A 22,158-nucleotide genomic window follows, 5' to 3' on the forward strand; every position below is an offset into this window, starting at 1 on the left:
AATGGAATCGCAAAAACGCGTTAATGCATCCGAGCCGCGCTTCGAGCAAGGACGCTTTCAGCTCATCGCCGGTTTCGGCGCGCGTTTTACCCAGGACACCGCCCAAGACATCCCGCTGCTCTGGGAAAAGTTCTTGCCCTGGCTTGGCAAAGTGCCGGGGCAGAAAGACGAAGTGACCTACGGCGTGTGTTGCAACCCGGACGGTACAGGCGGCTTTGAATACATTGCCGGCGTGGAGATCAGCCGGCTTGACGACCTTCCGGACCAATACCGCTGGATCGAAATCCAGCCCGGGCCCTACGCCGTATTCGAGCACAGAGGGCCATTGAAGAGCCTTCCGGACACTTTCCAGTACATCTGGAAGGAATGGTTGCCACAATCCGGCCACGAAGCGGCGGATGAGCCTGAGTTCGAGCGCTATAGCGAAGACTTCAACCCGCGGACGGGGGAAGGCAGCCTGGAGATCTGGATACCCCTCAAGCCGAGTTGATCGTCGCGAGCCTGTTATTCAAACACCAACCCCATCCGCCGTTCATAACCGATTCGGCCCTTGTAGGCCTCGCCGCTGTCGACCCAGCCCAGGCGGGTGTACAGGCTGATGGCCGCGTCGTTGTCTGCATCCACCGAAAGCTCAAGCCCCTTTATCTCCGGCCATGCCGCTCGGGCGACGGTGGGTAGCGCCTGCAGGCAGGCCTTGCCGTAGCCTTTGCCTTGAGCCCGGCGGTCGACCTGCAAGGCGTGCAGGGTGGCGCTGTGTTCGTTGGCCCAGGCGGGCAGTACGGGTGGCCGCTTGAGCAGCAGGAACGCGACGGGCACTTCGTCGGCCAGCAGCGCAAAACCCTTTACCCCAGGGGCGGGCCTGGACAGCAGCGTATGCAGCGCACCGTGGATATCGCCGGAAAACCTGATCTGTTCGGGGTGGATTTCGATGGCTTCGACCTGTTGCCGTTGCAGCGCGGTCAGGTCTTCATAGGGTACAAGCTGAGCAGTCACGAAAACGTCCATTGTTGCCGATAGAATGAGGCCTGGATTCTAGCGAAATTTTTTCTTTGGATTATTTTTGTTTGGCTGTCGATTCACTGTTTCTCCAGACGACTAAGGCTGTCTCTAACAAAAAACTGCGGAGAACCACCATGAATACCGAAACCGAAATCCAAGCGTTGATCGACACCTATCGCCAGGCCGTCATGGCCAAGGATGTGGAAAAAGTCATGGCGCTCTATGACGACGATATCGTCTCGTTCGATGCCATCCAGGCCCTGCAATTCAAAGGCAAGACCGCCTACCGCGCGCACTGGGAAGCCTGCATGGAAATGTGCCCTGGCCCGCACAAGTTCGATTTCCATCAGGTCCAGATCACCCCGGCGGAAAACATTGCGTTCGCCCATTGGCTGGCCTATTGCGGCGGTACCAACGACAAAGGCGAGGAGCAGGCCTGCTGGATGCGCGTGACCGCCTGCTACAAACGTGCGGCCGGACAGTGGAAGATCGTCCATGAGCATTGGTCGGCACCGTTCGATCCGATGGCGGGTACGGCGATATTCGACTTGCAGCCCTGATCGGCTACGGTTTCCTCCTGCCACCTTTGTCGATCGGTTCGATCACGGAGCTTTCCATGAAGTATTTATGCCTGGTGTATAGCAACGAACAGGCCCTGCACAACTCTCCCGACAGCCCTGAGGACGCAGAGTGCATGGCTTATGCCGAGTCGATCCAGGGCAGCGGACGCATGGTCGCCGCCGAAGCCCTGGAGTCGGTGCAGACCGCCACCACGGTGCGTATGCGCGGCGGCAAACTGTCGATTACCGACGGCCCGTTCGCCGAAACCAAGGAGCAACTGGCGGGCTTCTACCTGATCGACGCCAAGGACTTGAACGAAGCCATCCAGGTCGCCGGGCACATCCCGGCGGCCCGGGTCGGCTGCGTCGAAGTCCGGCCGGTACGCCAGCTGAATCCCTGAACGACAATCACAACGGGATGATTTCCATGAGCCGTGAACCTGCTTTGTTGTCCATCAGTCCGATCACCCAAGGCCTTCCCGGCTGATGTCGGCCGAAGCGGTCAAGGCACGGGTCGAGCAGGTTTATCGCCAGGATTCGCGGCGAATCCTGGCGACGCTGATTCGCCTGCTGGGAGATTTCGATCTCGCCGAGGAAGCCTTGCACGAGGCGTTCTTCGTCGCGGTCGAGCGCTGGCAGCGCGACGGCGTGCCGGACAATCCGCGGGCCTGGCTGGTGTCGGCCGGGCGTTTCAAGGCGATTGACAGCCTGCGTCGGCGGGCGCGCTTCGCGGCGTCCCAACCGATGCTGATCGCGCAACTCGAAGCGCTTGAACAGGCCGAGTGGAGTGATGAGGACGTGGAAGACGACCGCCTGCGGCTGATTTTCACTTGTTGCCACCCGGCTCTGGCCGCTGATGCCCAGGTACCGTTGACGCTGCGGGAAGTCTGCGACCTGACCACCGAGGAAATCGCTCGTGCGTTTCTTGCCGCGCCGGCAGCCATCGCCCAGCGCATCGTGCGGGCCAAGGCGAAGATTCGTGATGCGAAGATCCCCTATCAGGTGCCGTCCCGCACGGAGCTGCCTGAACGACTCGACAGTGTGCTGCGGGTGATCTACCTAGTGTTCAACGAGGGATATTCAGCCTCGATGGGGGCCGAGTTGACCCGCGATGACCTGACCCGCGAAGCCATACGCCTCGCACGCCTGCTGTTGGAGTTGCTGCCCGAAGCTGAAGTGATGGGCCTGTTGGCGCTGATGCTGCTGCACGAGTCGCGGCGGCCCGCGCGAATGTCGATGGCCGGCGATCTGGTCTTGCTCGATGAGCAGGACCGGTCGCTATGGGACCAGACAATGATTGCCGAAGGTTGCGCGATGGTCGAGGCCGCGCTCAACACCCGGCGGTTCGGACCGTATTGCCTGCAAGCCGCGATTGCTGCGGTGCACGCCGAAGCGCCGAGCGCCCGGCAGACCGATTGGCCGCAGATCGTCGGCCTCTACGATGTGCTGTTGCGGGCCGTGCCGTCGCCAGTGATCGAACTCAACCGCGCGGCCGCCCTGGCCAAGCGCGATGGGCCGCAGGAGGGGCTACGCCTGGTTGACGGGATACTCGGCAGGGGCGAGCTGCTTGACTATCACCTGGCCCATTCGGCACGGGCTGAGTTCTGCCGGCAGTTGGGGCGAGTGGAGGAGGCGAGGGCCGCCTATCGACGGGCGCTTGAATTGACGCAGCAACTGCCGGAGCGGCGGTTTATTGAAGCACGGCTTGCCGGTTTGCAATGAGGGGAGTCGAGCCCATGCCCGTGGCGAGGGAGCTTGCTCCCGCTGAGCTGCGCAGCAGCTCCTTTTATTCAACTGACACGCCGCAGGGGGCCGCTTCGCGACCCAGCGGGAGCAAGCTCCCTCGCCACGTGGGTCTCCTTCATCCTGAACTGGCGGGCAACAGACAAAAAAGGCGACCCGAAGGTCGCCTTTTCAGTCAGCCGGCGTTGATCAGAACTCGTGATCAGCGTTGTCCGGGTTCAGGTCGCTGATACCCAGCTTGCCCGCAGCCTGTTCGATCGAGCCGGTCTGCTTGACCAGGGCGGCGATGGCGTCACGCACGATCTGGTTGCCCGCGGTGTTACCGGCGGCGATCAGCTGGTCGTAATGCTCACCCTTGTTGGCGTGATCGACCATGACCTGGATCTTGGCTTCGGTGTCGGCCAGCTCGGCCTTGAGCGTGGTGTCGGCGGCCGGGTCGGCCTTGGCCACCAGGGAGGACAGGCTCGCGCCGGTCATCTTGGTGCCGTCGACGCGGGTGTATTCGCCCAGGTAGACGTTACGCACACCCTTGGCATCGTAGAAATGCGAGTAGTGGGTGTTGTCGCTGAAGCAATCCTGTTCGTCTTCTGGCGAGTTGGCTTCCAGGGAGACCTTCATGCGCTCGCCCGCCAGTTCACCCAGGGACAGGCTGCCCATGCCGAACAGCATCTTGCGCAGACCGGTTTCGGCCGGTTCGGCTTCCAGCGTGGCGCGGTAGTTGTCGGCGACGTTCGGTTTCCAGTTGCCGACCATTTCCTGCAAGTCGTTCACCAGCAGTTGGGTCACGGACTTGAGGTAGGCACGCCGACGGTCGTTGTGGCCGCCAGTGGCGCCGGCGCCTTCCAGGTAGTCCGAAGCCGGACGATTGCCGGCACCCGGGCCGGTGCCGTTGAGGTCCTGGCCCCACAGCAGGAATTCGATGGCGTGGTAGCCGGTGGCAACGTTGGCCTCGGAACCACCCAGCTCGTTCAGGCTGGCGAGTTTTTCCGGGGTGATGTCTTTGACGTCGACCTTGTCTTCGCCGACCTGCACTTCGGTGTTGGCGATGATGTTGGCGGTAGCGCCCGGGTTACCCAAGGCGTGCTCGTAGGATTTGTCGACGTAGTCGATCAGGCCTTCGTCCAGGGGCCATGCGTTCACCTGGCCTTCCCAGTCGTCGATGATGGTGTTGCCGAAACGGAACACTTCGCTCTGCAGGTAAGGTACGCGCGCGGCAACCCAGGCAGCCTTGGCGGCTTTCAGGGTATCGGCGTTCGGCTTGGCGAGGAAGGCGTCGACGGCGGTCTGCAGGGTTTTCGCGGTGGATTCGGCATCGCTGTAGACGGCGTAGACGATGTCGGCGTAGTGCGCGACAACGGCCTTGCCAGCGGCTTCGTCGATCTTGCCAGCGGCTGCGGGGGCAGCCGGAGCCGCAGTGCTGGCGGCCGGCGTTGGCGCTTGCGGCGCGGCCGCCTTGTCTTTGCCTTCGCCGCAACCGGCGAGGGAAATAGCGATGGCCAACAGACTGGCGGTAGCCAGAGGCATACGAATCATGGCGAACATCCTGCTTCGGTGATGAATGGGACAGGCGCGAGGGCGCGCAAAACTGCGACATAATGCGAAAGATTTGCATTATATGTAAAGGGCTGCGGCGGTAATATTTCTAGCGCAGGCAGCCCGCGGAGAAGGGGGGAAACAGTCAGATGATCGAGGCGTTGATGCGCTCGGCTTGCTTCAGATAGTTACCCAGCTCCCGTGCCGGCAACGGTTTGCTGTAGTAGTAGCCCTGACCTTCATGGCAGCCCTCGGCAATGATGTAGGCTTCCTGCTCGATCGTTTCGACGCCTTCGGCGATCACCTGCATGCCCAGGCTCTTGCCGAGCTGGATGATGGCGCGAACGATGGTCGCATCGTCTTCGTCATCGAGCAGGTCCTGGACGAAACTCTTGTCGATCTTGATCTTGTCCAGCGGCAGGCTCTTGAGATAACTCAAGGACGAATAGCCGGTGCCGAAGTCGTCGATGGCGATCAGCGCGCCGGAACGGCGCAGGCTCAACAGATGCTGGGCGGCCGTGGTGATGTCTTCCATCAGGCCGGTTTCAGTGACCTCCAGCTCCAGGCTGCGCGGGGGCAAGCGGTACATCTGCAGGAAATTGCTCACCACTCGGGGCAGTTCGGCGTGGTGCAGTTGCACTGTCGACAGGTTGACGGCCATGCGCAGGTCGACAAAACCCTGGTCGTGCCATTCGCGCAACTGTTTGCAGGCCTGGTCCAGCACCCATTCGCCGATGGCGATGATGGTGCCGTTCTGTTCCGCCAAGGGAATGAACAGGTCGGGCGGTACGAGGCCGTGCTCGGGGTGATGCCAGCGGATCAGCGCTTCGGTGCCGACCACCCGCAGGTCGCGGTAGCTGACCTGCGGCTGGTAGACCAGGGTGAACTGGTCGCGAGCCAACGCCTCGCGCAAGTCTTTTTCCAGTTCACGCCGGCGGCGCATTTCGCTGTCGACGCTGGCGATATAGAACTGGTAACGATTGCGCGAGCGCGTCTTGGCCAGGGTCATGGTCTGCTCGGCTTTTTGCAGGAGCTTCTCGGTGCTGTCGCCGTCTTCGGGGAACAGCGTGATACCGATGGTGGCCCGCAGGCGGATCCCCTGGTCGTCGAGGATGAATGGCGCTTCCAGATCGTCGAGGATGCTCTGGGCCAGTTCGGCGGCCTCGTAAGGCTGCTCGATATCGGCTTGCACCAGGGCGAACTGGTCGCCGCCCAGCCGCGCCAGGGCGCCGAGGCGTCCGCTGTGGGCGCGCAGCCGATCGGCCAAGGCCAGCAGCAATTGGTCGCCGGTCTGATAGCTGAACTGTTCGTTGATACCTTTGAAGTCGTCCAGTCCCACACACAACACGGCCACGCGACGTTGCAGGCGCCCGGCGTCCACCAGGATCTTGTCCAGTTGTTGTTGCAGCTGCTGGCGATTGGGCAGGCCGGTGAGGAAGTCGTACTGGGCCATGCGCAGCAGGCTGTTTTCCGCTTCGTGGCGCAAGTGCGTGTTGCGCTCGATGGATTCGAGCAACTGGTTCGCGGTGTTGATCCACAGGCCGAGCTCGTTCTGCTCATGGCCCCGTAGCTGCGGGATCTTGTGCGCGCTGGGGCGATCGGGGTTGATTTCGGTCAGGTGCTGGATAATCCGCGACAGCGGTTTGGTCAGCAGCCAGTGATAAACCAGGTACAGCACCAGGCCCATGGCCAGGGCCCGGAGCATTCCGGAAATGAAAATGATCACCGAGCTGACAATGAAGCCCTGGCCGTAGATGGCGGTGTCGAGGGTGATGCTCAGGTCGCCGTAATATTCACTGTAGGGCCCGCGTCCCACCAGTTGCGTGGTGAAGGTGCGCTCCTGGCCCAGGATCAGGTCGGTCAGCCAGCGGCTTTCGGAATGCTGGAGGGGCCGGGTCTTCTCGGCGAGCATCGTTTCGTGGGGGTGGCCAATGGAGGCCATGCGCACGGCCTCATCCTGGAACAGGCCTTCGATGACCTGCATGCCCATTTCCCGGTCGAGGCTGTAGACCGCCTGGGTGGAAGGGTCGCGGAACATATCGAGGATGCGCTGGGCGTCGTCGGCGACGGCCCGATTGGTTTTGTAGGCATCGAAAACGATCTGGGCGCAGCTCAAGGCCACGCCAACGATCAATGCCGAAAGGAGCACGACCCGGAGCAACTTCACAGACAAGCTGTTCTTGAGTTCCAGCTTCAAAGAGGGATTCCTTGTTCCGTGCGGGTAGCGTCAAGTTGCCATGAGTATTGGCAATCCTGTGATGTCAGTCAAAGGGACAATCCAACACAAGGCTTTTCGCCTGAAACCTGGCCGTTATACGGTGTTTGCAGAGTCTTTGCTCTACGACCATTGTTTCGGTTGAGGAGGGCCGCAACTTGAGGCCTGGCGGGATTATTTATCGGATTTCAGACGCGAGGTCATTTGCACGTTGCGAAGCTGTTGTGGGGAGTGAGCTTGCTCGCGATGAGCAAGGTACCGTCAACATCTCAGTGTCTGAACCACCGCTATCGCGAGCAAGCTCGCTCCCACAAAGTAAAACCGAAAAAAAAGCGCTTTCCCGTCTCCGGAAAAGCGCCGTTTTCATTGGCATCACAACTTACGCAGTAAAGGTCTTGCCTTCGAACTGCTCAGCCACGAACTTCCAGTTGACCAGGTTCCAGAACGCTTCGACGTACTTCGGACGAACGTTGCGGTAGTCGATGTAGTAGGCGTGTTCCCAGACGTCGCAGGTCAGCAGCGGAGTGTCGCCGCTGGTCAGCGGGTTGCCGGCGCCGATGGTGCTGGCCAGGGCCAGGGAGCCGTCGGCCTTTTTCACCAGCCAGCCCCAGCCGGAACCGAAGGTGCCGATGGAAGTCTTGCTGAATTCTTCCTTGAACTTGTCGAACGAACCGAAGGCTGCATTGATGGCTTCAGCCAGGGCGCCGGTTGGTTGACCGCCGGCATTTGGCGCCAGGCAGTTCCAGTAGAAAGTGTGGTTCCAGACCTGAGCGGCGTTGTTGAAGATACCGCCCGAGGAAGTCTTGACGATTTCTTCCAGGGTCTTGCCTTCGAACTCGGTGCCAGGCACCAGGTTGTTCAGGTTCACGACATAGGTGTTGTGGTGCTTGTCGTGGTGGTACTCCAGGGTTTCTTTGGAGATGTGCGGCTGCAGTGCATCGTGAGGATAGGGCAGCGGCGGCAATTCGAAAGCCATGGTGATTCTCCTAATCAGGTCAGTTGCGGTGAGCGCAAGGCCGATCACGGGCGGCCAGACTAGCGCCGGGGAGTTTGTACTCTTTGCGGCGCAGGAGTCGGATCATAGCACCGGGGGTGCGGCATAACCACGCAACAACTGTGTGGAATAGAGGTTCCAGAGCGGTTTGGAATATCACCCCGAGACGATCAATTGCAGCGCCACGGTGAACATCATCAGCGCTACCAGCAGGTCCAGGATCCGCCAGGTACTGGGTCGGGCCAGCCAGGGAGCCAGCCATGCCGCACCAATGGCCAGGGTCGAAAACCACAGCAGCGAGGCACTGGCCGCCCCCATGACATAGGCACCGGGCATGCTCTGCTGGGCGCCGAGGGAGCCGATCAGCAACACGGTGTCGAGATAGACGTGGGGGTTGAGCAGCGTGACCGCGAGTGCGCTCAGCAGGACTGTTCCCAGTGAGCGCGCGGCCTGTTTTTCATCGCGTTGCAGGCTCTGTTTCGAACAGGCGCGGCGCAGCGCCTGGGTACCGTACCAGAGCAGAAACGCGGCGCCGCCCCAGCGTGCGATCGAAAGCAGCAACGGGCTTTGCGCCAATAGCGTCGCCAGGCCGAACACTCCGGCGGTGACCAGCAACGCATCGCAGATGATGCACAAGGCAGCCACCGGCAAATGGTGCTCGCGGCGCAAGCTCTGGGCGAGCACGAAGGCGTTCTGCGTGCCAATGGCCATGATCAACCCGAGGGCGACCAGCAGCCCGTTTACATAACTTTGCCACATGACGTCAATTCTCCAGCTGGATTTGCAATGCTGGCCATTCTCCGGTCCGGCGCGGTATAAGAAAAACCAATCTTGCTGATTGCTCATTAGGAATTCTGATGTTCGATTACAAACTGCTGTCTGCCCTGGCGGCCATTGTCGAGCAGGCCGGATTCGAGCGTGCCGCCCAGGTGTTGGGACTGTCGCAGTCGGCCATCTCCCAGCGGATCAAGCTTCTGGAAGCGCGTGTCGGCCAGCCCGTACTGGTGCGTGTCACACCGCCGGTGCCCACCGAAATCGGCCGACGCCTGCTCAACCATGTGCAACAGGTTCGTTTGCTTGAGCGTGACCTGCAAAGCCTGGTGCCGGCGCTGGATGAGGCCGGGTTGCCGGAGCGCCTGCGAATTGCCCTGAACGCCGACAGCCTGGCTACCTGGTGGGGCGGTGCGGTGGGGGCGTTCTGTGCCGAGCGGCAGCTCTTGTTGGACCTGGTGGTGGAAGACCAGAACGTCGGCCTCAAGCGCATGCGCGCCGGGGAAGTGGCGGCCTGCGTCTGCGCCAGCGAACGGCCGGTGGCCGGCGCCCGCAGCGTATTGCTGGGGGCGATGCGCTACCGGGCGCTTGCCAGCCCTGCGTTCATCGCCCGGCACTTCCCCGGCGGGGTGCGCGCCGATCAGTTGGCTCGCACGCCGGCCCTGGTATTCGGCCCGGATGATTTCCTGCAACACCGTTACCTGGCTTCCCTCGGTATCGAGGGCGGTTTCGAGCACCATCTGTGCCCGTCGTCCGAAGGCTTCATCCGTCTCGCTGAAGCGGGGCTTGGCTGGGGACTGGTGCCGGAACTGCAAGTGCGCGAGCAACTGGCGCGGGGCGTGCTGGTGGAGTTGTTGCCTGACAAGCCGATTGATGTGCCGCTGTACTGGCATCATTGGCGCAATGGAGGACACTTGCTCGGTCTGTTGACCGAGCAACTGATTCAGGCGTCCCGGCAGTGGCTGGTGCCGTTGGCCTGACTGACAGCGTCAGGATTAGACGAAGTATGCAAAACCCTAGCAATCGGAGCACTACATGAAGATTCTGGTCACCGGCGCAAGCGGCTTCATCGGCGGGCGCTTCGCGCGTTTCGCCCTTGAGCAGGGCCTGGATGTACGGGTCAATGGCCGCCGGGCCGAAAGCGTCGAGCATCTGGTGCGGCGTGGCGCCGAGTTCATCCAGGGCGACCTCAGCGAGCCGATGCTGGCCCTCGATCTGTGTCGCGATATCGATGCCGTGGTGCATTGCGCCGGCTCGGTGGGGCTGTGGGGGCGCTATCAGGACTTTCACCAGGGCAACGTCCAGCTCACCGAAAACATCGTCGAGGCGTGCCTCAAGCAAAAGGTCCGGCGATTGGTGCACCTCTCCTCACCGTCGATCTATTTTGATGGCCGTGACCACTTGGGACTGACCGAAGAGCAGGTGCCCAAACGTTTCAAGCATCCCTACGCCGCCACCAAGTACCTGGCCGAACAGAAGGTCTTCGGCGCCCAGGAGTTCGGCCTGGAGGTGTTGGCGCTGCGGCCGCGCTTCGTCACTGGTGCCGGTGACATGAGCATTTTTCCGCGCTTGCTCAAGATGCAGCGCAAGGGACGACTGGCGATTATCGGCAACGGCTTGAACAAGGTCGATTTCACCAGCATGCAGAACCTCAACGAAGCACTGCTCAGCAGCCTGCTGGCCACCGGTTCGGCCCTGGGCAAGGCTTACAACATCAGTAACGGGGCGCCCGTTCCGTTGTGGGACGTAGTCAATTATGTGATGCGGCAGATGGAAGTCCCACAAGTCAGGCGTTACCGCTCCTACGGGCTGGCCTACAGCGTTGCGGCCATGAACGAAGGGTTCTGCGCATTATGGCCGGGGCGCCCGGAGCCGACGTTGTCGCGCCTTGGCATGCAGGTGATGAACAGGAATTTCACCCTGGACATCGGTCGGGCCCGGCATTATCTCGATTACGATCCGCAAGTCAGCCTGTGGGCCGCGCTCGATGAATTTTGCGCCTGGTGGCGCGTCCAATATGCCCGCTGATCGCCCCGTCATGAACCGAGTGCCCGGTTCGGGGTCAATGGCTGCGGTGGGCGAGGGGGTTATACTCGCCGCATCGAGTCACTACCGATTTCCCAAAGGTTGAACCCATGCCCACGCGTAACGATGCGAACGACGACTTCGACGATGTACCGAGCCTGCGGATGCGGGCGGACATTCCCGATGACGATGACTTCCTGACCAACCGCCAGCCCCACGTGCAAGCGCGTCCGGCGCCTGTTGCGGCGGCCAGGGTCAAGGCACCGAGCACCGGCCCGTTGTGGGCATTGGTCGGTGCCTTGTTGTGCGCCTTGGCGTTTCTCGCGTGGTGGAGTTTCCAGCAGATTTCCCTGATGGAGCAGCAACTGGTGGCCACCCAGGAAAGCTTCGCCCGGATCAGTGAGGATGCCGCGGGCCGCCTGCAGGACATCTCCGGCAAAGTGGTTGCCGGGCAGTCCAACGTGATGAGCGACAGTGAAGCCTTGAAATTGCAGATCAAGCAGTTGGACAGCAAGCTGCAGGAGCAGGGCCGGCAATTCGACGGCAAGTTGATGGAGCAGTACAAGCAGCTGCAAGGCGCGTTCGGACCGTCCGCCGACCTGGACAAGCAGCTGGCCCAGATGATCGCCCAGGATTCCGAGCAGCAGAACGCCTACACCCAGTTGCAAGCGGCCAACACCCAGCTCCAGGCCCAGGTCAAGGCGTTGGCGGCCGAGGTTGCAACCTTGAAGAACCAAGGCGAGGGCGGCGCGCTGGATGCCCAGCTCAAGAGCATCGGTGCCGACATCACGGCCTTGAAAAGAGCCAACTCGAACTCGGCCATCGAGCGCCTGGAGCAGGACATGATCGTGCTCAAGAGTCAGCAGGAGAACCGCTCGGGCGGCAATAACGCCGAGTTCGATGCCTTCCGCGGCCAGGTCACGCGCAACATCAATACCCTGCAATCGCAGATCCAGTACCTGCAACAGCAGCTGAGCAATCGGGCCCAGTAACGGGCCCTGTGGGAGCGAGCCTGCTCGCTCCCACAGATATTGCAGTTCGCCTGCAACCATCTCCTGAATACTCCAACATCGCCCCACCCCGTCTACGCTCTTGGAACACCAACAAGAACGAGGGGCGTGCCCATGGGGTTTATTCGAAGGCTGGCCTGGCTGGCCGCAATGCTGGCGCTGGGGCTGAACCACGCACAGGCCGCTACGCCGGATGACGGCCAGGCGGCTCGGGCGCTGTTGGAAAGGGCGTTGGCCTACTATCACGATTACGGCGACTATGCGTTCGCCGCCTTCAGCCGCCAGGGCGAATTCGTCGACAAGGACCGCTACGTGTTCGTGGTCGACACCCAGGGAGTAATGCTTGCCAGCGGCGGCCCATCGTCAGCGCTGATCGGGCGAGACGTGTCCGAGGTATTGGGGCCGGATCTGCGCAAGGCGTTCAAGGATGCGTTGAAGACCCCGGAAGCCAGCGGCATCCAGCAGGCCGAGTATCGCTGGCAGAACTGGGCGGACGGCAAGGTCGAGCGCAAGCGTGTGTATTTCCAGCGGGTCGGCGAGCATATCCTCGCGGTTGGCTATTACTTGCCAAGGGCTTCTGCCGAACAGGCCAGGGCGCTACTGGACAAGGCTTCGGCGGACCTGCTCAAGAGTGAGAAAGCGACGCTGACGGCGATCAATTCCCTCAAGGGCGGTTACCTTCAGGATGACCTGTACGTCTTTGTCGTTGATCTCGGTACCCGCCGTTATGTCGGTCATGGCACCAATCTGCGTTTGATCAATACCGATTTTGCCAAGGTCAAGGATCCGGCTGGCAAACCGGTGGGTGAGCCGATCCTGGCAATGATGGGCAAGCAGGATGCGGGGGAATATGAGTATCGCTGGAAGAATCCGGTCACGGGGAAAGTCGAGAACAAGCATGCCTATTTGAAGAAGGCTGGGCATTTCTTGGTGGCTGTGGGGTATTACAGTCCTTGATTTCTGGGGTTCTGGGTTTCTGGGTTTTGGGTATATATCCGTTGCTGCGGTAATGGCGGCATAGGGTTCCGCTTTTACAGCGGGTCACTTTCAAAAAGCCCGGAAGCCGGCCCAGTCGAAAGTGACTCGCCGTAAGGGCGAAACCCTAAGTGGTCATAACCGCAAAAAAAAGGATATGTACGCAAAAAGCCCCGGGGAATCACCCCGCCACCAACACCCGAATCGCCTCCAGCCGCAACGCAGCCTTCTCCAGCATCGCCAACCCTTGCTCACGCTGCTGGCGCAGAGCCTCCAGTTCGCTGTCGCGCACGGTAGGGTTCACCGCTTGCAAAGCGGTCAAACGGGCCAGTTCCTCTTCGGTGTCGGCCGCCAGACGGCGTTGCGCCTCGGCCACGCGTTCGGCGTGACGCGGGGCGATCTTCTCTTCGCCGGCGTTGATCCGTGGCGAGAGCTGGTCGCGCTGGGCCTGGATGAACTTGTTGGCGCTGGCGCGGGGGACGCTTTCGAGCTGGTCGTTAAGCGTTTCGAACGACACCCGGCCCGCCAGGTCGTTGCCGTTGGCATCCAGCAGGCAGCGCAGGGCGGCCGGTGGCAGGTAGCGGCCCAATTGCAGCGAGCGCGGGGCGACCACTTCGCTGACATAGAGCAGTTCCAGCAACACGGTGCCAGGCTTGAGCGCCTTGTTCTTGATCAGCGCCACGGCGGTGTTGCCCATGGAGCCGGACAGCACCAGGTCCATGCCGCCTTGCACCATCGGATGCTCCCAGGTGATGAATTGCATGTCTTCACGAGACAGCGCCTGGTTGCGGTCATAGGTGATGGTCACGCCTTCGTCGTCGCCCAGGGGGAAACTGGCGTCGAGCATTTTTTCGCTCGGCTTGAGGATCAGTGCGTTATCGGAATGGTCCTCGCTGTCGATACCGAAGGCGTCGAACAGGGTTTCCATATAGATCGGCAGTGCGAACTGGTCGTCCTGTTCAAGGATGGCCTCCACCAAAGCGTCGCCTTCGCCCGCACCGCCGGAATTGAGCTCCAGCAGACGGTCGCGACCGGTGTGCAGCTCGGCCTCCAGGCGTTCGCGTTCGGTGCGCGCCTCGTCGATCAATGCCTGCCACTCGCCGTCGTCGGCTTCTTCCAGCAACGGCAGCAGGCGCGGGCCGAACTGATGTTGCAAGGCGTTGCCGGTCGGGCAGGTGTTGAGGAAAGCATTCAGCGCCTCGTGATACCACTGGAACAGCCGCGCCTGCGGGCTGGTTTCCAGGTACGGCACATGCAGCTCGATAGTGTGTTTCTGGCCGATCCGGTCCAGACGGCCGATCCGCTGTTCCAAAAGGTCCGGGTGCGCCGGCAGGTCGAACAGCACCAGGTGATGGGCGAATTGGAAGTTGCGACCCTCACTGCCGATTTCCGAGCAGATCAGCACCTGGGCACCGAACTCTTCGTCGGCAAAGTAGGCCGCCGCGCGGTCGCGCTCAAGGATGTTCATGCCTTCATGGAACACCGTGGCCGGAATGCCGGAGCGCACGCGCAGGGCGTCTTCCAGGTCCATCGCGGTTTCGGCGTGGGCGCAGATCACCAGGACCTTGGTGCGCTTGAGCATCTTCAACTGATCGATCAGCCATTCGACGCGCGGGTCGAATTTCCACCAGCGTTCTTCTTCGCTGGCTTCAGGCTGAGCCTGGAAGCTGACTTCCGGATACAGCTCAGCGTGTTCGCCCAGCGGCAGTTCCAGGTATTCGTCAGGGCACGGCAGAGGATAGGCGTGCAGCTTGCGCTCGGGGAAACCCTGGACGGCAGCGCGGGTGTTACGGAACAGCACGCGGCCGGTGCCGTGGCGGTCCAGCAGTTCGCGAACCAGGCGGGCGCTGGCTTCGATATCGCCATCGTTGACGGCGGTCAGCAGCGCTTCGCCTTCATTGCCCAGGAAACCATGGATGGTCTGGTGGGCCTCGGGCGACAAGCGTCCCTTGTCCAGCAGCTCCTGGACGGCTTCGGCCACCGGGCGATAGTTCTCGCTTTCGGCACGGAAGGCCTGCAGATCGTGGAAGCGGTTCGGGTCCAGCAGGCGCAGGCGAGCGAAGTGGCTGTCCTGGCCCAGTTGTTCCGGGGTGGCGGTCAGCAGCAGCACGCCAGGGATGGTCTCGGCCAACAGTTCGACGAGCGCGTATTGCGGGCTGACGTGGTCTTCGTGCCACACCAGGTGGTGCGCTTCGTCGACCACCATCAGGTCCCAGCCGGCGGCGAACAGCGCGTCCTGGGCCTTTTCGTCCTCTACCAGCCATTCCAGCGCGACCAGCGCCAGTTGGGTGTCCTCAAACGGGTTGCTGGCATCACTTTCGATAAAGCGTTCTTCGTCGAACAGCGCGACCTGCAGGTTGAAGCGCCGGCGCATCTCCACCAGCCACTGGTGCTGCAGGTTTTCCGGGACCAGGATCAGGATGCGACGGGCGCGGCCGGAAAGCAGTTGCCGATGGATGATCAAGCCGGCTTCGATGGTCTTGCCCAGGCCCACTTCGTCCGCCAGCAATACCCGTGGCGCAATGCGGTCGGCGACTTCACGGGCAATATGCAACTGGTGAGCGATCGGTTGGGCACGCACGCCACCCAGGCCCCAGAGCGGCGACTGCAGTTGGCGGCTGGTGTGTTCCAGCGTGTGGTAGCGCAGGGAGAACCAGGCCAGCGGATCGATCTGCCCGGCGAACAGGCGATCGCTGGCCAGGCGGAACTGGATGAAGTTCGACAGTTGGGTTTCCGGCAGCGTGACGACTTCGTTCTGCCCGTTGAGGCCGTGGTAGACCAGCAGCCCGTCGACGTCATCGACTTCGCGCACGGTCATTTTCCAGCCTTCGAAGTGAGTGATCACGTCGCCCGGCGAAAACCGCACGCGGGTGAGGGGCGCATTCCGTAGCGCGTACTGGCGAGTGTCGCCAGTGGCCGGGTAGAGCACGGTCAACAAGCGGCCGTCCTGTGCCAGAACGGTGCCCAAACCCAGCTCGGCTTCGCTGTCACTGATCCAGCGTTGCCCCGGTTGATACTGCTGCGCCATGCTGCCTGACTCCCGCCGTGAAAAAGCCGGCTATCTTAACGGAATGACGCGTCAGACCAAAGGATTTACGCACGTAACCAGCGCTCGTGACGGCTCGCCCATCAACCGGCCCAACGGAACTTAAGCGTGTTCTGCGATCAAACAAGCTTGTGTCCTCGCCCCGCGTAATGCCAACCAGCTCACAAGTTTCAGACCAGCGGTTCAAGCTGTCCTCGCCGCCGCCGACAACCTGAAGACAGGAGACCTTTATGTTGCCACCCATGCTTCCCTTGAGCGCCGTACCCATCACCGCTCAGCAGGATCCGATCCGCCCGCGACCGGATATTCCTCCCGTGGTCCCGGTACAACAAAGCTCCAACGAAAGCACCATCGACCTGCAAAAGGGTGACCCGGAGGAGGCCGCTCTGTTGCTGCGCGAAGAGCAGCGTCGTCAGCAGGAGCGCAACCGGCGCCGCCGCGAAGCCGACGAGGATCCCGAGGAGCATCTGGCTGTTCCGGGCACGGAGCTGAACGCCGACAACACCGTGCCGGTCGTTCCGCTCGTCGAGGGCGAAGAGCGCCAGGGCCTATGGGTGGATATCCAGATCTGAGGTCTCGTCGACGTCGCTGGCTGGTCAACGCAACCGGTAACCCGCATCATGGGCGCATCCGCCACTCACCGTACGATGTCGACACAGCATGAGCCAAGAAGACAAACTGATTGATCTCGGTGCAGAGCGCGCAAAGCGCGTTCACGACCTCAACGAAAAACGTCTCAATGAAGTCCGCCAGGCCTTCGAGCAGGCCATGCCCTTGGGCAAGCCGAAGAAAAAATCGAAAAACAAACCGAAAAAGCGCTGAACCCCCTCGATCCATTGATATGGATCAGTTATCACCCTTCCTTTGCGCTCCGTCGCGAGCGTTATTGACCCCGGTCAATTTTCCTCCAGGCCTGATGGGTTAACTTGATCCCATCGCAACAGGGGCAAGACCAGGAGGCCAGTCATGTTTATCGATAATGTGGTGTTTGCCGGTGTGTTGACGGTCGGCCTCATGTTCGTGTTTTTTGCAGGGTTTGGATTATTCATCTGGAAAGACGCACACAAGCGCAAAAAGCCGTAGGTCTTTCCGGCGACAACGAGCACGCAAGGCATTTGGGCGACTTCGGTCGCCCTTTTTTTGCGCGAACTTTCAGGTCCATATAAACCTTGTGGGAGCGAGCTTGCTCGCGATGGCGGTGCGTCAGGCACTGTAGCGGTGGCTGATCCGCCGCTATCGCGAGCAAGCTCGCTCCCACAGGGGAAAGGTATCGGGCATAAAAAAAGGTGCGAACCGCAAGGAACGCACCTTTTTCACGAGCCGCTGAAACTCAGCTGCCGATGGCCTTCGACGCCAGCCAGAACAGTGCCGCCGACAGGCCCACCGTCGCTGGCAGGGTCAGCACCCAGGCCAGCAGGATAGTCTGGACCGTGCCGCCCTGCAGGCCGCTCTTGTTGGCCACCATCGTGCCCGCCACGCCGGAAGACAGCACATGGGTGGTGGAAACCGGCAGGCTGAAGATATTTGCCGCGCCGATCATGCAGGCCGTGGTGATCTGCGCCGACATGCCTTGGGCGTAGGTCATGCCTTGCTTGCCGATCTTCTCGCCGATGGTCAGTACCACGCGCTTCCAGCCGACCATGGTGCCCAGGCCGAGTGCCAGGGCAACCGCCAGGATTACCCAGAACGGGGCGTATTCGGTGGTCGCGGTCAGGTCCTTGCGCAGCTTGTTCAGGTCGTCTTTTTCACGGGCTGCCAGGCCAGGCAACTTGCCGACTTTTTTCGCCGTATCGTCCAGGCAAAGCAGGTAGCGGCGCACTTCGATGCGGCTTTCCGACGGCAGCGAGTGGTAATCCGCCACGCCTTTGAGGGTGTCGAGCAGCGCATTGATGGTCGGTTCGGTCTGCTGCGGGTTGCAGCGGAATTTCTCCGGCAGGTCGCCTTCGACGCTCTTGCCCAAGGCCAGGAACTCACCCAGCGACTCGTTGTTGCGCTTGTAGAACTGGCTAAGGTGCAACGTCGCGTCGCGGGTGCGCTCGATCTGGTAGGTAGTGCTGTTCAGGTCGAGAACGAACTGTGCGGGTACGATACCGATCAGCACCAGCATGATCAGGCCGATGCCTTTCTGGCCATCGTTGGAACCGTGGACGAAGCTGACGGCCATGGCGGAAATCACCAGTACCAGGCGATTCCAGAACGGCGGGTGTTTCTTGTCGTCGATCTTGCGGCGCTGTTCCGGCGTCTTGTGCATCTTCGACAACGGGCGCCACCATTTCAGGCTGAGCAACACCAGGGCCGCGATCAGGAAGCCGGCCATCGGCGAGAACACCAGGGAGGCGCCGATATCGATCGCTTTCTGCCAGTTCACCCCGTCGGCCAACGGAATATCGTTGATCAGCGCATTGGCCAGGCCCACGCCGAGGATCGAGCCGATCAGCGTATGGGAACTGGACGCCGGGATACCGAAGTACCACGTGCCGAGGTTCCAGGTGATGGCCGCCGCGAGCAGCGAGAACACCATGGCCAGGCCGTGTCCGGTGTTCACATTGATCAGCAGCTCCACGGGCAACAGGTGAACGATGGCGTACGCCACCCCCACGCCACCCAGCAGTACGCCGAGGAAATTGAACACACCGGAAAAGAACACCGCCAGGTGAGGCGGCATGGCTTTGGTGTAGATAACAGTGGCAACCGCGTTAGCGGTGTCATGAAAGCCGTTGATGAACTCGAAGGCGAGGACAAAAGCCAGGGCGAGCAAGAGGCTCACGAGCACCCAAGCATCCAGTCCGCTGAATAAATCGATCATGAAGGTTTTCTGACCCAGTCATAAGGGGGCGCGATTATGCCAGAAAACCTCGCTAATCGATGCATCGACTGCTCATCGGTAACATTCTTCAACGAAATAACCGGCAGGAAGCCGTGCAGGCCTGGGTTTTGAATGGGCTGCGCAACCCTTTGATTTCGGGATGAAAATTCCGGCTGGCAAGGTTCTGCGCAGGGCGTGGGGGGCTGGGGCGGGCGCCTGAAATATCTGAAAAAAGAAAATCAGCGGTGAATGTCCGCCGACCGATGGTGCAGAGAATGACGGCCCGCTTTTGGCGGGCCCTCGCTACCGGTGTCCGACCGGGGTGTGGCCGGACACGCTACGGAACTCAAGCCCGGAGAATCATTCTTCCTCGGCCTTGAGTTCTTTTTCCATTTTTTGCAGTTCCTGGCTGAACGCCTGGTCCTGAACAGTGGCGCGTTTGCGCCAGGGTTTGCGTTCCGGTTCAGGTTGCGCGGCGTAGGTGGTGACTTCCCCGCCGTAAACTTCCTTGTAACGTTGTTCCTGGCGCTCAAGTTCTGCGCGCAGTTCGTCTTTCGTCACATCATTACCTAATGAATTGAAATTGATCTGGTGATACGCACTGCATGTACGCGATGCAGACGGCCACGGCACCAGAGCTGATAGCTGACGTAGCATCAGGGTTTCACATATTGCCGATACGGGAGATGCGGCCAGGCTGCTGACACAACAAAACCATTGTGCGCGCGGAAGGAGTGGATCCATTGGCCGATCCGCCACTGGCGCGCATTATAGCGGTCCGCCGCAATAACACTAGCAAAGTTAAAGTACCGGGTTACCGGTGTGAATCAATATTGCATAAGTGTTGCTAGTTGTGCGGCACGCATCACAAGTGTCGATATCCTGACGTCATTTTCATATGACAAGTTCATTATTCTTTGTCGCTGTTCAAGTTCGTCGTCCAAGGTGCTTGCTGGAAAAACGCAAAAAACAGCAAGACTGGCAGGCGCCTGCTGATTGCGATTATCGACCGCCGGTTCGATAATCGCACGGTGTTGATGGATCGACACTTGTCTGTCCGACGGGCAGCCGCTTGTAATAGCCGTCATTCCGGGAGAACCAGAGATGAACGACCAATTGCGCAACGCCTTCACTTCAGTAGCGCCGCCGATCGTCGCTTCGCCGGCCAAGCGGATCCAGGCCCTGACCGGTGACCCGGACTTCATGACCTCGCTGGCCCGTGGACTGGCGGTGGTCCAGGCATTCCAGGAGCGCAAGCGGCACCTGACCATCGCCCAGATCAGCCACCGCACCGAAATTCCCCGCGCGGCGGTGAGGCGCTGCCTGCACACGTTGATCAAGCTCGGCTACGCCACCACCGACGGACGGACTTATTCGCTGTTGCCCAAAGTGCTGACCCTGGGCCATGCCTATTTGTCATCGACACCGCTGGCGGTTTCTGCCCAACCGTACCTGGACCGCATGAGCGAACAGCTGCACGAGGCCTGCAACATGGCGACGCTGGAAGGCGATGACATCCTTTACATCGCCCGGTCGGCCACGACTCAAAGGCTGATTTCGGTGGACCTGTCCGTCGGTGGCCGCCTGCCAGCCTATTGCACGTCGATGGGCCGGATCCTGCTGGCGGCACTGGATGACGCGTCGCTGCGCGATTATCTCGAGCATGCCGACCTGCAGGCCAAGACCAGCCGCACCCTGCACACGCCCGAGGCGTTGCTCGAATGCTTGCAACAGGTCCGGCAGCAGGGTTGGTGCATTGTCGATCAGGAACTGGAACAGGGCCTGCGCTCGATTGCCGTGCCGGTATACGATGCTTCGGGCCAGGTGGTGGCGGCCCTGAACGTCAGCACCCATGCCGGACGGGTCAGCCGCAACGAGCTGGAGCAGCGCTTTTTGCCTGGCCTGCTCGGGGCCAGCCGGGACCTGAGCGCGCAACTATTCACTTAAGCTGTTCGATAAACGCACACACTCCGCTTCGGTGAATTGACGGTATTTGCCCGGGCTCATTAATGTCGCGCAGCGTCATCTGGCGTTTCTTGCGTGGAATAAAAATAAAATGAACCAGCCCCAGACCTCCGTAGGCACCTGCCTCGATGTGCAATCCTTCATCAATGCCCAGCCCATTTCTCGTTACCAATGGCGAGTGGTCATTCTCTGTTTCCTGATCGTTTTCCTCGATGGCCTCGACACCGCGGCCATGGGATTCATCGCCCCGGCGCTTTCCCAGGATTGGGGCATCAATCGGGCCAGTCTTGGCCCGGTGATGAGCGCAGCGCTGATCGGCATGGTATTCGGCGCACTGGGTTCCGGCCCATTGGCTGACCGTTTCGGACGAAAAATCGTATTGGTGGGGGCGGTCGTGTTGTTTGGCGCTTTCAGCCTGGCCTCGGCCTTCTGTACCAACGTCGACCAACTGCTGGTGCTGCGTTTCCTGACAGGCCTGGGATTGGGGGCCGGGATGCCGAATGCCACGACCTTGCTCTCGGAATACACCCCGGAACGCAAGAAGTCCCTGCTGGTCACCAGCATGTTCTGCGGCTTCAACCTGGGTATGGCCGGCGGCGGTTTCATCTCCGCCAAGCTGATACCGGCGTTCGGCTGGCACAGCTTGCTGCTGATCGGTGGCGTGCTGCCGTTGATCCTGGCGGTGGTGCTGGTGTTCTGGCTGCCGGAGTCGGCGCGTTACCTGGTGGTGCGTAACCGTGGCACCGACAAGGTGCGCAAGACCCTGGCGCCGATCGACCCGCCGACCATCGCCCAGGCGGCCAGCTTCAGCGTGCCCGAACAAAAGACCGTAAAAGCGCGCAACGTGCTGGCGGTGATCTTTTCCGGTACCTACAGCGCCGGCACCTTGTTGTTGTGGCTGACGTATTTCATGGGGCTGGTGATTGTCTATCTGCTGACCAGTTGGCTGCCGACGCTGATGCGCGACAGCGGCGCGAGCATGGAGCAGGCGGCGTTCATCGGCGCGCTGTTTCAGTTCGGCGGCGTATTGAGTGCAGTCGGGGTGGGTTGGGCGATGGACCGTTTCAATCCGCACAAGGTCATCGGCATTTTCTACCTGATGGCCGGGGTATTTGCCTACGCGGTAGGGCAGAGCCTGGGCAACATTACCTTGCTCGCCACCCTGGTGCTGGTGGCCGGCATGTGCGTCAACGGCGCGCAATCGGCGATGCCGTCCCTGGCGGCGCGGTTCTACCCAACCCAGGGCCGGGCTACCGGGGTGTCGTGGATGCTGGGCATCGGCCGGTTCGGCGCGATTCTTGGCGCGTGGATGGGCGCGACGTTGTTGGGGTTGGGCTGGAACTTCGAACAGGTCCTGACCGCGCTGGTGATTCCAGCGGCATTGGCGACCGCGGCGGTCGTTATCAAAGGCATGGTCAGCCATGCGGATGCGACCTGACTTTTTCTCTGAAGCTGAATCCGCACCTGTGGCGAGGGAGCTTGCTCCCGCCGGGGCGCGAAGCGGCCCTGTTTTTTG

The 22,158-nt window shown here is 61.1% G+C and carries 22 protein-coding genes; 13 read left to right on the forward strand and 9 right to left on the reverse strand.

What is annotated here, in order from left to right; translation table 11 throughout:
* Window position 1: 1 nt before the first annotated feature.
* Complete coding sequence (locus tag J3P91_RS06125) at window positions 2–490, forward strand: GyrI-like domain-containing protein (RefSeq protein ID WP_434602999.1); 489 nt, start codon at window positions 2–4, stop codon at window positions 488–490.
* Window positions 491–504: 14 nt separating this feature from the next.
* On the opposite strand, the gene J3P91_RS06130 is transcribed toward J3P91_RS06125, so the two are convergent.
* Window positions 505–993 carry a GNAT family N-acetyltransferase gene (locus J3P91_RS06130; protein WP_434603000.1) on the reverse strand — a complete coding sequence of 163 codons (489 nt, stop codon included), beginning with the start codon at window positions 991–993 and terminating at the stop codon, window positions 505–507.
* 140 nt (window positions 994–1,133) lie between these two features.
* Between J3P91_RS06130 and J3P91_RS06135 the strand changes: the two genes are divergently transcribed.
* The 3 genes from J3P91_RS06135 to J3P91_RS06145 all read left to right on the forward strand — a co-directional run bounded on the left by J3P91_RS06135 (window position 1,134) and on the right by J3P91_RS06145 (window position 3,281).
* Window positions 1,134–1,559, forward strand: a complete 426-nt coding sequence (locus tag J3P91_RS06135; protein WP_305496294.1) for a YybH family protein — start codon at window positions 1,134–1,136, stop codon at window positions 1,557–1,559.
* 56 nt (window positions 1,560–1,615) lie between these two features.
* Complete coding sequence (locus J3P91_RS06140; protein ID WP_434569558.1) at window positions 1,616–1,960, forward strand: YciI family protein; 345 nt, start codon at window positions 1,616–1,618, stop codon at window positions 1,958–1,960.
* Between the two features lie 85 nt (window positions 1,961–2,045).
* Complete coding sequence (locus J3P91_RS06145; protein ID WP_434603001.1) at window positions 2,046–3,281, forward strand: RNA polymerase sigma factor; 1,236 nt, start codon at window positions 2,046–2,048, stop codon at window positions 3,279–3,281.
* Window positions 3,282–3,491: 210 nt separating this feature from the next.
* Here the strand turns inward: J3P91_RS06145 and J3P91_RS06150 are convergent, their stop codons facing one another.
* From J3P91_RS06150 to J3P91_RS06165, 4 genes are all read right to left on the reverse strand, one after another.
* Window positions 3,492–4,835 carry an imelysin family protein gene (locus J3P91_RS06150; protein WP_305496291.1) on the reverse strand — a complete coding sequence of 448 codons (1,344 nt, stop codon included), beginning with the start codon at window positions 4,833–4,835 and terminating at the stop codon, window positions 3,492–3,494.
* A 145-nt stretch (window positions 4,836–4,980) separates the two neighbouring features.
* Window positions 4,981–7,032 carry a putative bifunctional diguanylate cyclase/phosphodiesterase gene (locus J3P91_RS06155; RefSeq protein WP_434603002.1) on the reverse strand — a complete coding sequence of 684 codons (2,052 nt, stop codon included), beginning with the start codon at window positions 7,030–7,032 and terminating at the stop codon, window positions 4,981–4,983.
* Between the two features lie 397 nt (window positions 7,033–7,429).
* Window positions 7,430–8,026 (reverse strand): superoxide dismutase, encoded by a 597-nt coding sequence (locus J3P91_RS06160; protein ID WP_127929573.1) that lies wholly within the window; start codon window positions 8,024–8,026, stop codon window positions 7,430–7,432.
* A 174-nt stretch (window positions 8,027–8,200) separates the two neighbouring features.
* A complete protein-coding gene (locus tag J3P91_RS06165) occupies window positions 8,201–8,803 on the reverse strand; it encodes a LysE/ArgO family amino acid transporter (RefSeq protein ID WP_434603003.1) in 603 nt (200 codons plus the stop codon).
* 92 nt (window positions 8,804–8,895) lie between these two features.
* On the opposite strand from J3P91_RS06165, the gene J3P91_RS06170 reads away from it, so the two are divergent.
* From J3P91_RS06170 to J3P91_RS06185, 4 genes are all read left to right on the forward strand, one after another.
* A complete protein-coding gene (locus J3P91_RS06170) occupies window positions 8,896–9,795 on the forward strand; it encodes a LysR family transcriptional regulator ArgP (protein WP_434574266.1) in 900 nt (299 codons plus the stop codon).
* Window positions 9,796–9,850: 55 nt separating this feature from the next.
* Complete coding sequence (locus tag J3P91_RS06175) at window positions 9,851–10,843, forward strand: NAD-dependent epimerase/dehydratase family protein (RefSeq protein ID WP_434569553.1); 993 nt, start codon at window positions 9,851–9,853, stop codon at window positions 10,841–10,843.
* Between the two features lie 107 nt (window positions 10,844–10,950).
* The gene (locus tag J3P91_RS06180) at window positions 10,951–11,832 is read left to right on the forward strand and encodes an ATPase (protein WP_434603004.1); all 882 of its coding nucleotides are present in this window, start codon (window positions 10,951–10,953) and stop codon (window positions 11,830–11,832) included.
* A 132-nt stretch (window positions 11,833–11,964) separates the two neighbouring features.
* Window positions 11,965–12,807 carry a cache domain-containing protein gene (locus J3P91_RS06185; protein ID WP_434603005.1) on the forward strand — a complete coding sequence of 281 codons (843 nt, stop codon included), beginning with the start codon at window positions 11,965–11,967 and terminating at the stop codon, window positions 12,805–12,807.
* A gap of 199 nt (window positions 12,808–13,006) precedes the next feature.
* On the opposite strand, the gene rapA is transcribed toward J3P91_RS06185, so the two are convergent.
* Window positions 13,007–15,853 carry an RNA polymerase-associated protein RapA gene (gene rapA, locus J3P91_RS06190; protein WP_434603006.1) on the reverse strand — a complete coding sequence of 949 codons (2,847 nt, stop codon included), beginning with the start codon at window positions 15,851–15,853 and terminating at the stop codon, window positions 13,007–13,009.
* A gap of 248 nt (window positions 15,854–16,101) precedes the next feature.
* Here rapA and J3P91_RS06195 point away from each other — a divergent pair, with 248 nt between their 5' ends.
* From J3P91_RS06195 to ccoM, 3 genes are all read left to right on the forward strand, one after another.
* Complete coding sequence (locus tag J3P91_RS06195) at window positions 16,102–16,443, forward strand: aspartate-semialdehyde dehydrogenase (protein ID WP_434569549.1); 342 nt, start codon at window positions 16,102–16,104, stop codon at window positions 16,441–16,443.
* 88 nt (window positions 16,444–16,531) lie between these two features.
* On the forward strand, window positions 16,532–16,693 hold the full coding sequence (locus J3P91_RS06200; protein WP_434569548.1) for a hypothetical protein: 162 nt from the start codon (window positions 16,532–16,534) through the stop codon (window positions 16,691–16,693).
* Between the two features lie 144 nt (window positions 16,694–16,837).
* Window positions 16,838–16,954: a cytochrome c oxidase subunit CcoM gene (ccoM, locus tag J3P91_RS06205; protein ID WP_030139315.1), complete on the forward strand. Its 117-nt coding sequence runs from the start codon at window positions 16,838–16,840 to the stop codon at window positions 16,952–16,954.
* A 247-nt stretch (window positions 16,955–17,201) separates the two neighbouring features.
* Here the strand turns inward: ccoM and J3P91_RS06210 are convergent, their stop codons facing one another.
* The 3 genes from J3P91_RS06210 to J3P91_RS06220 all read right to left on the reverse strand — a co-directional run bounded on the left by J3P91_RS06210 (window position 17,202) and on the right by J3P91_RS06220 (window position 19,765).
* The gene (locus J3P91_RS06210) at window positions 17,202–18,677 is read right to left on the reverse strand and encodes an inorganic phosphate transporter (RefSeq protein ID WP_305496282.1); all 1,476 of its coding nucleotides are present in this window, start codon (window positions 18,675–18,677) and stop codon (window positions 17,202–17,204) included.
* Window positions 18,678–19,037: 360 nt separating this feature from the next.
* Window positions 19,038–19,238 (reverse strand): hypothetical protein, encoded by a 201-nt coding sequence (locus J3P91_RS06215; protein WP_434569547.1) that lies wholly within the window; start codon window positions 19,236–19,238, stop codon window positions 19,038–19,040.
* A 266-nt stretch (window positions 19,239–19,504) separates the two neighbouring features.
* The gene (locus tag J3P91_RS06220; protein ID WP_434603007.1) at window positions 19,505–19,765 is read right to left on the reverse strand and encodes a hypothetical protein; all 261 of its coding nucleotides are present in this window, start codon (window positions 19,763–19,765) and stop codon (window positions 19,505–19,507) included.
* 16 nt (window positions 19,766–19,781) lie between these two features.
* Between J3P91_RS06220 and pcaR the strand changes: the two genes are divergently transcribed.
* Both pcaR and J3P91_RS06230 read left to right on the forward strand, forming a co-directional pair.
* Window positions 19,782–20,624 carry a pca regulon transcriptional regulator PcaR gene (gene pcaR, locus J3P91_RS06225; protein ID WP_305496280.1) on the forward strand — a complete coding sequence of 281 codons (843 nt, stop codon included), beginning with the start codon at window positions 19,782–19,784 and terminating at the stop codon, window positions 20,622–20,624.
* A gap of 109 nt (window positions 20,625–20,733) precedes the next feature.
* On the forward strand, window positions 20,734–22,080 hold the full coding sequence (locus tag J3P91_RS06230) for an MFS transporter (protein ID WP_305496279.1): 1,347 nt from the start codon (window positions 20,734–20,736) through the stop codon (window positions 22,078–22,080).
* Window positions 22,081–22,158: the final 78 nt, after the last annotated feature.

Source organism: Pseudomonas sp. Z4-7, assembly GCF_051131965.1.
In the GTDB taxonomy this organism is placed as follows: domain Bacteria; phylum Pseudomonadota; class Gammaproteobacteria; order Pseudomonadales; family Pseudomonadaceae; genus Aquipseudomonas.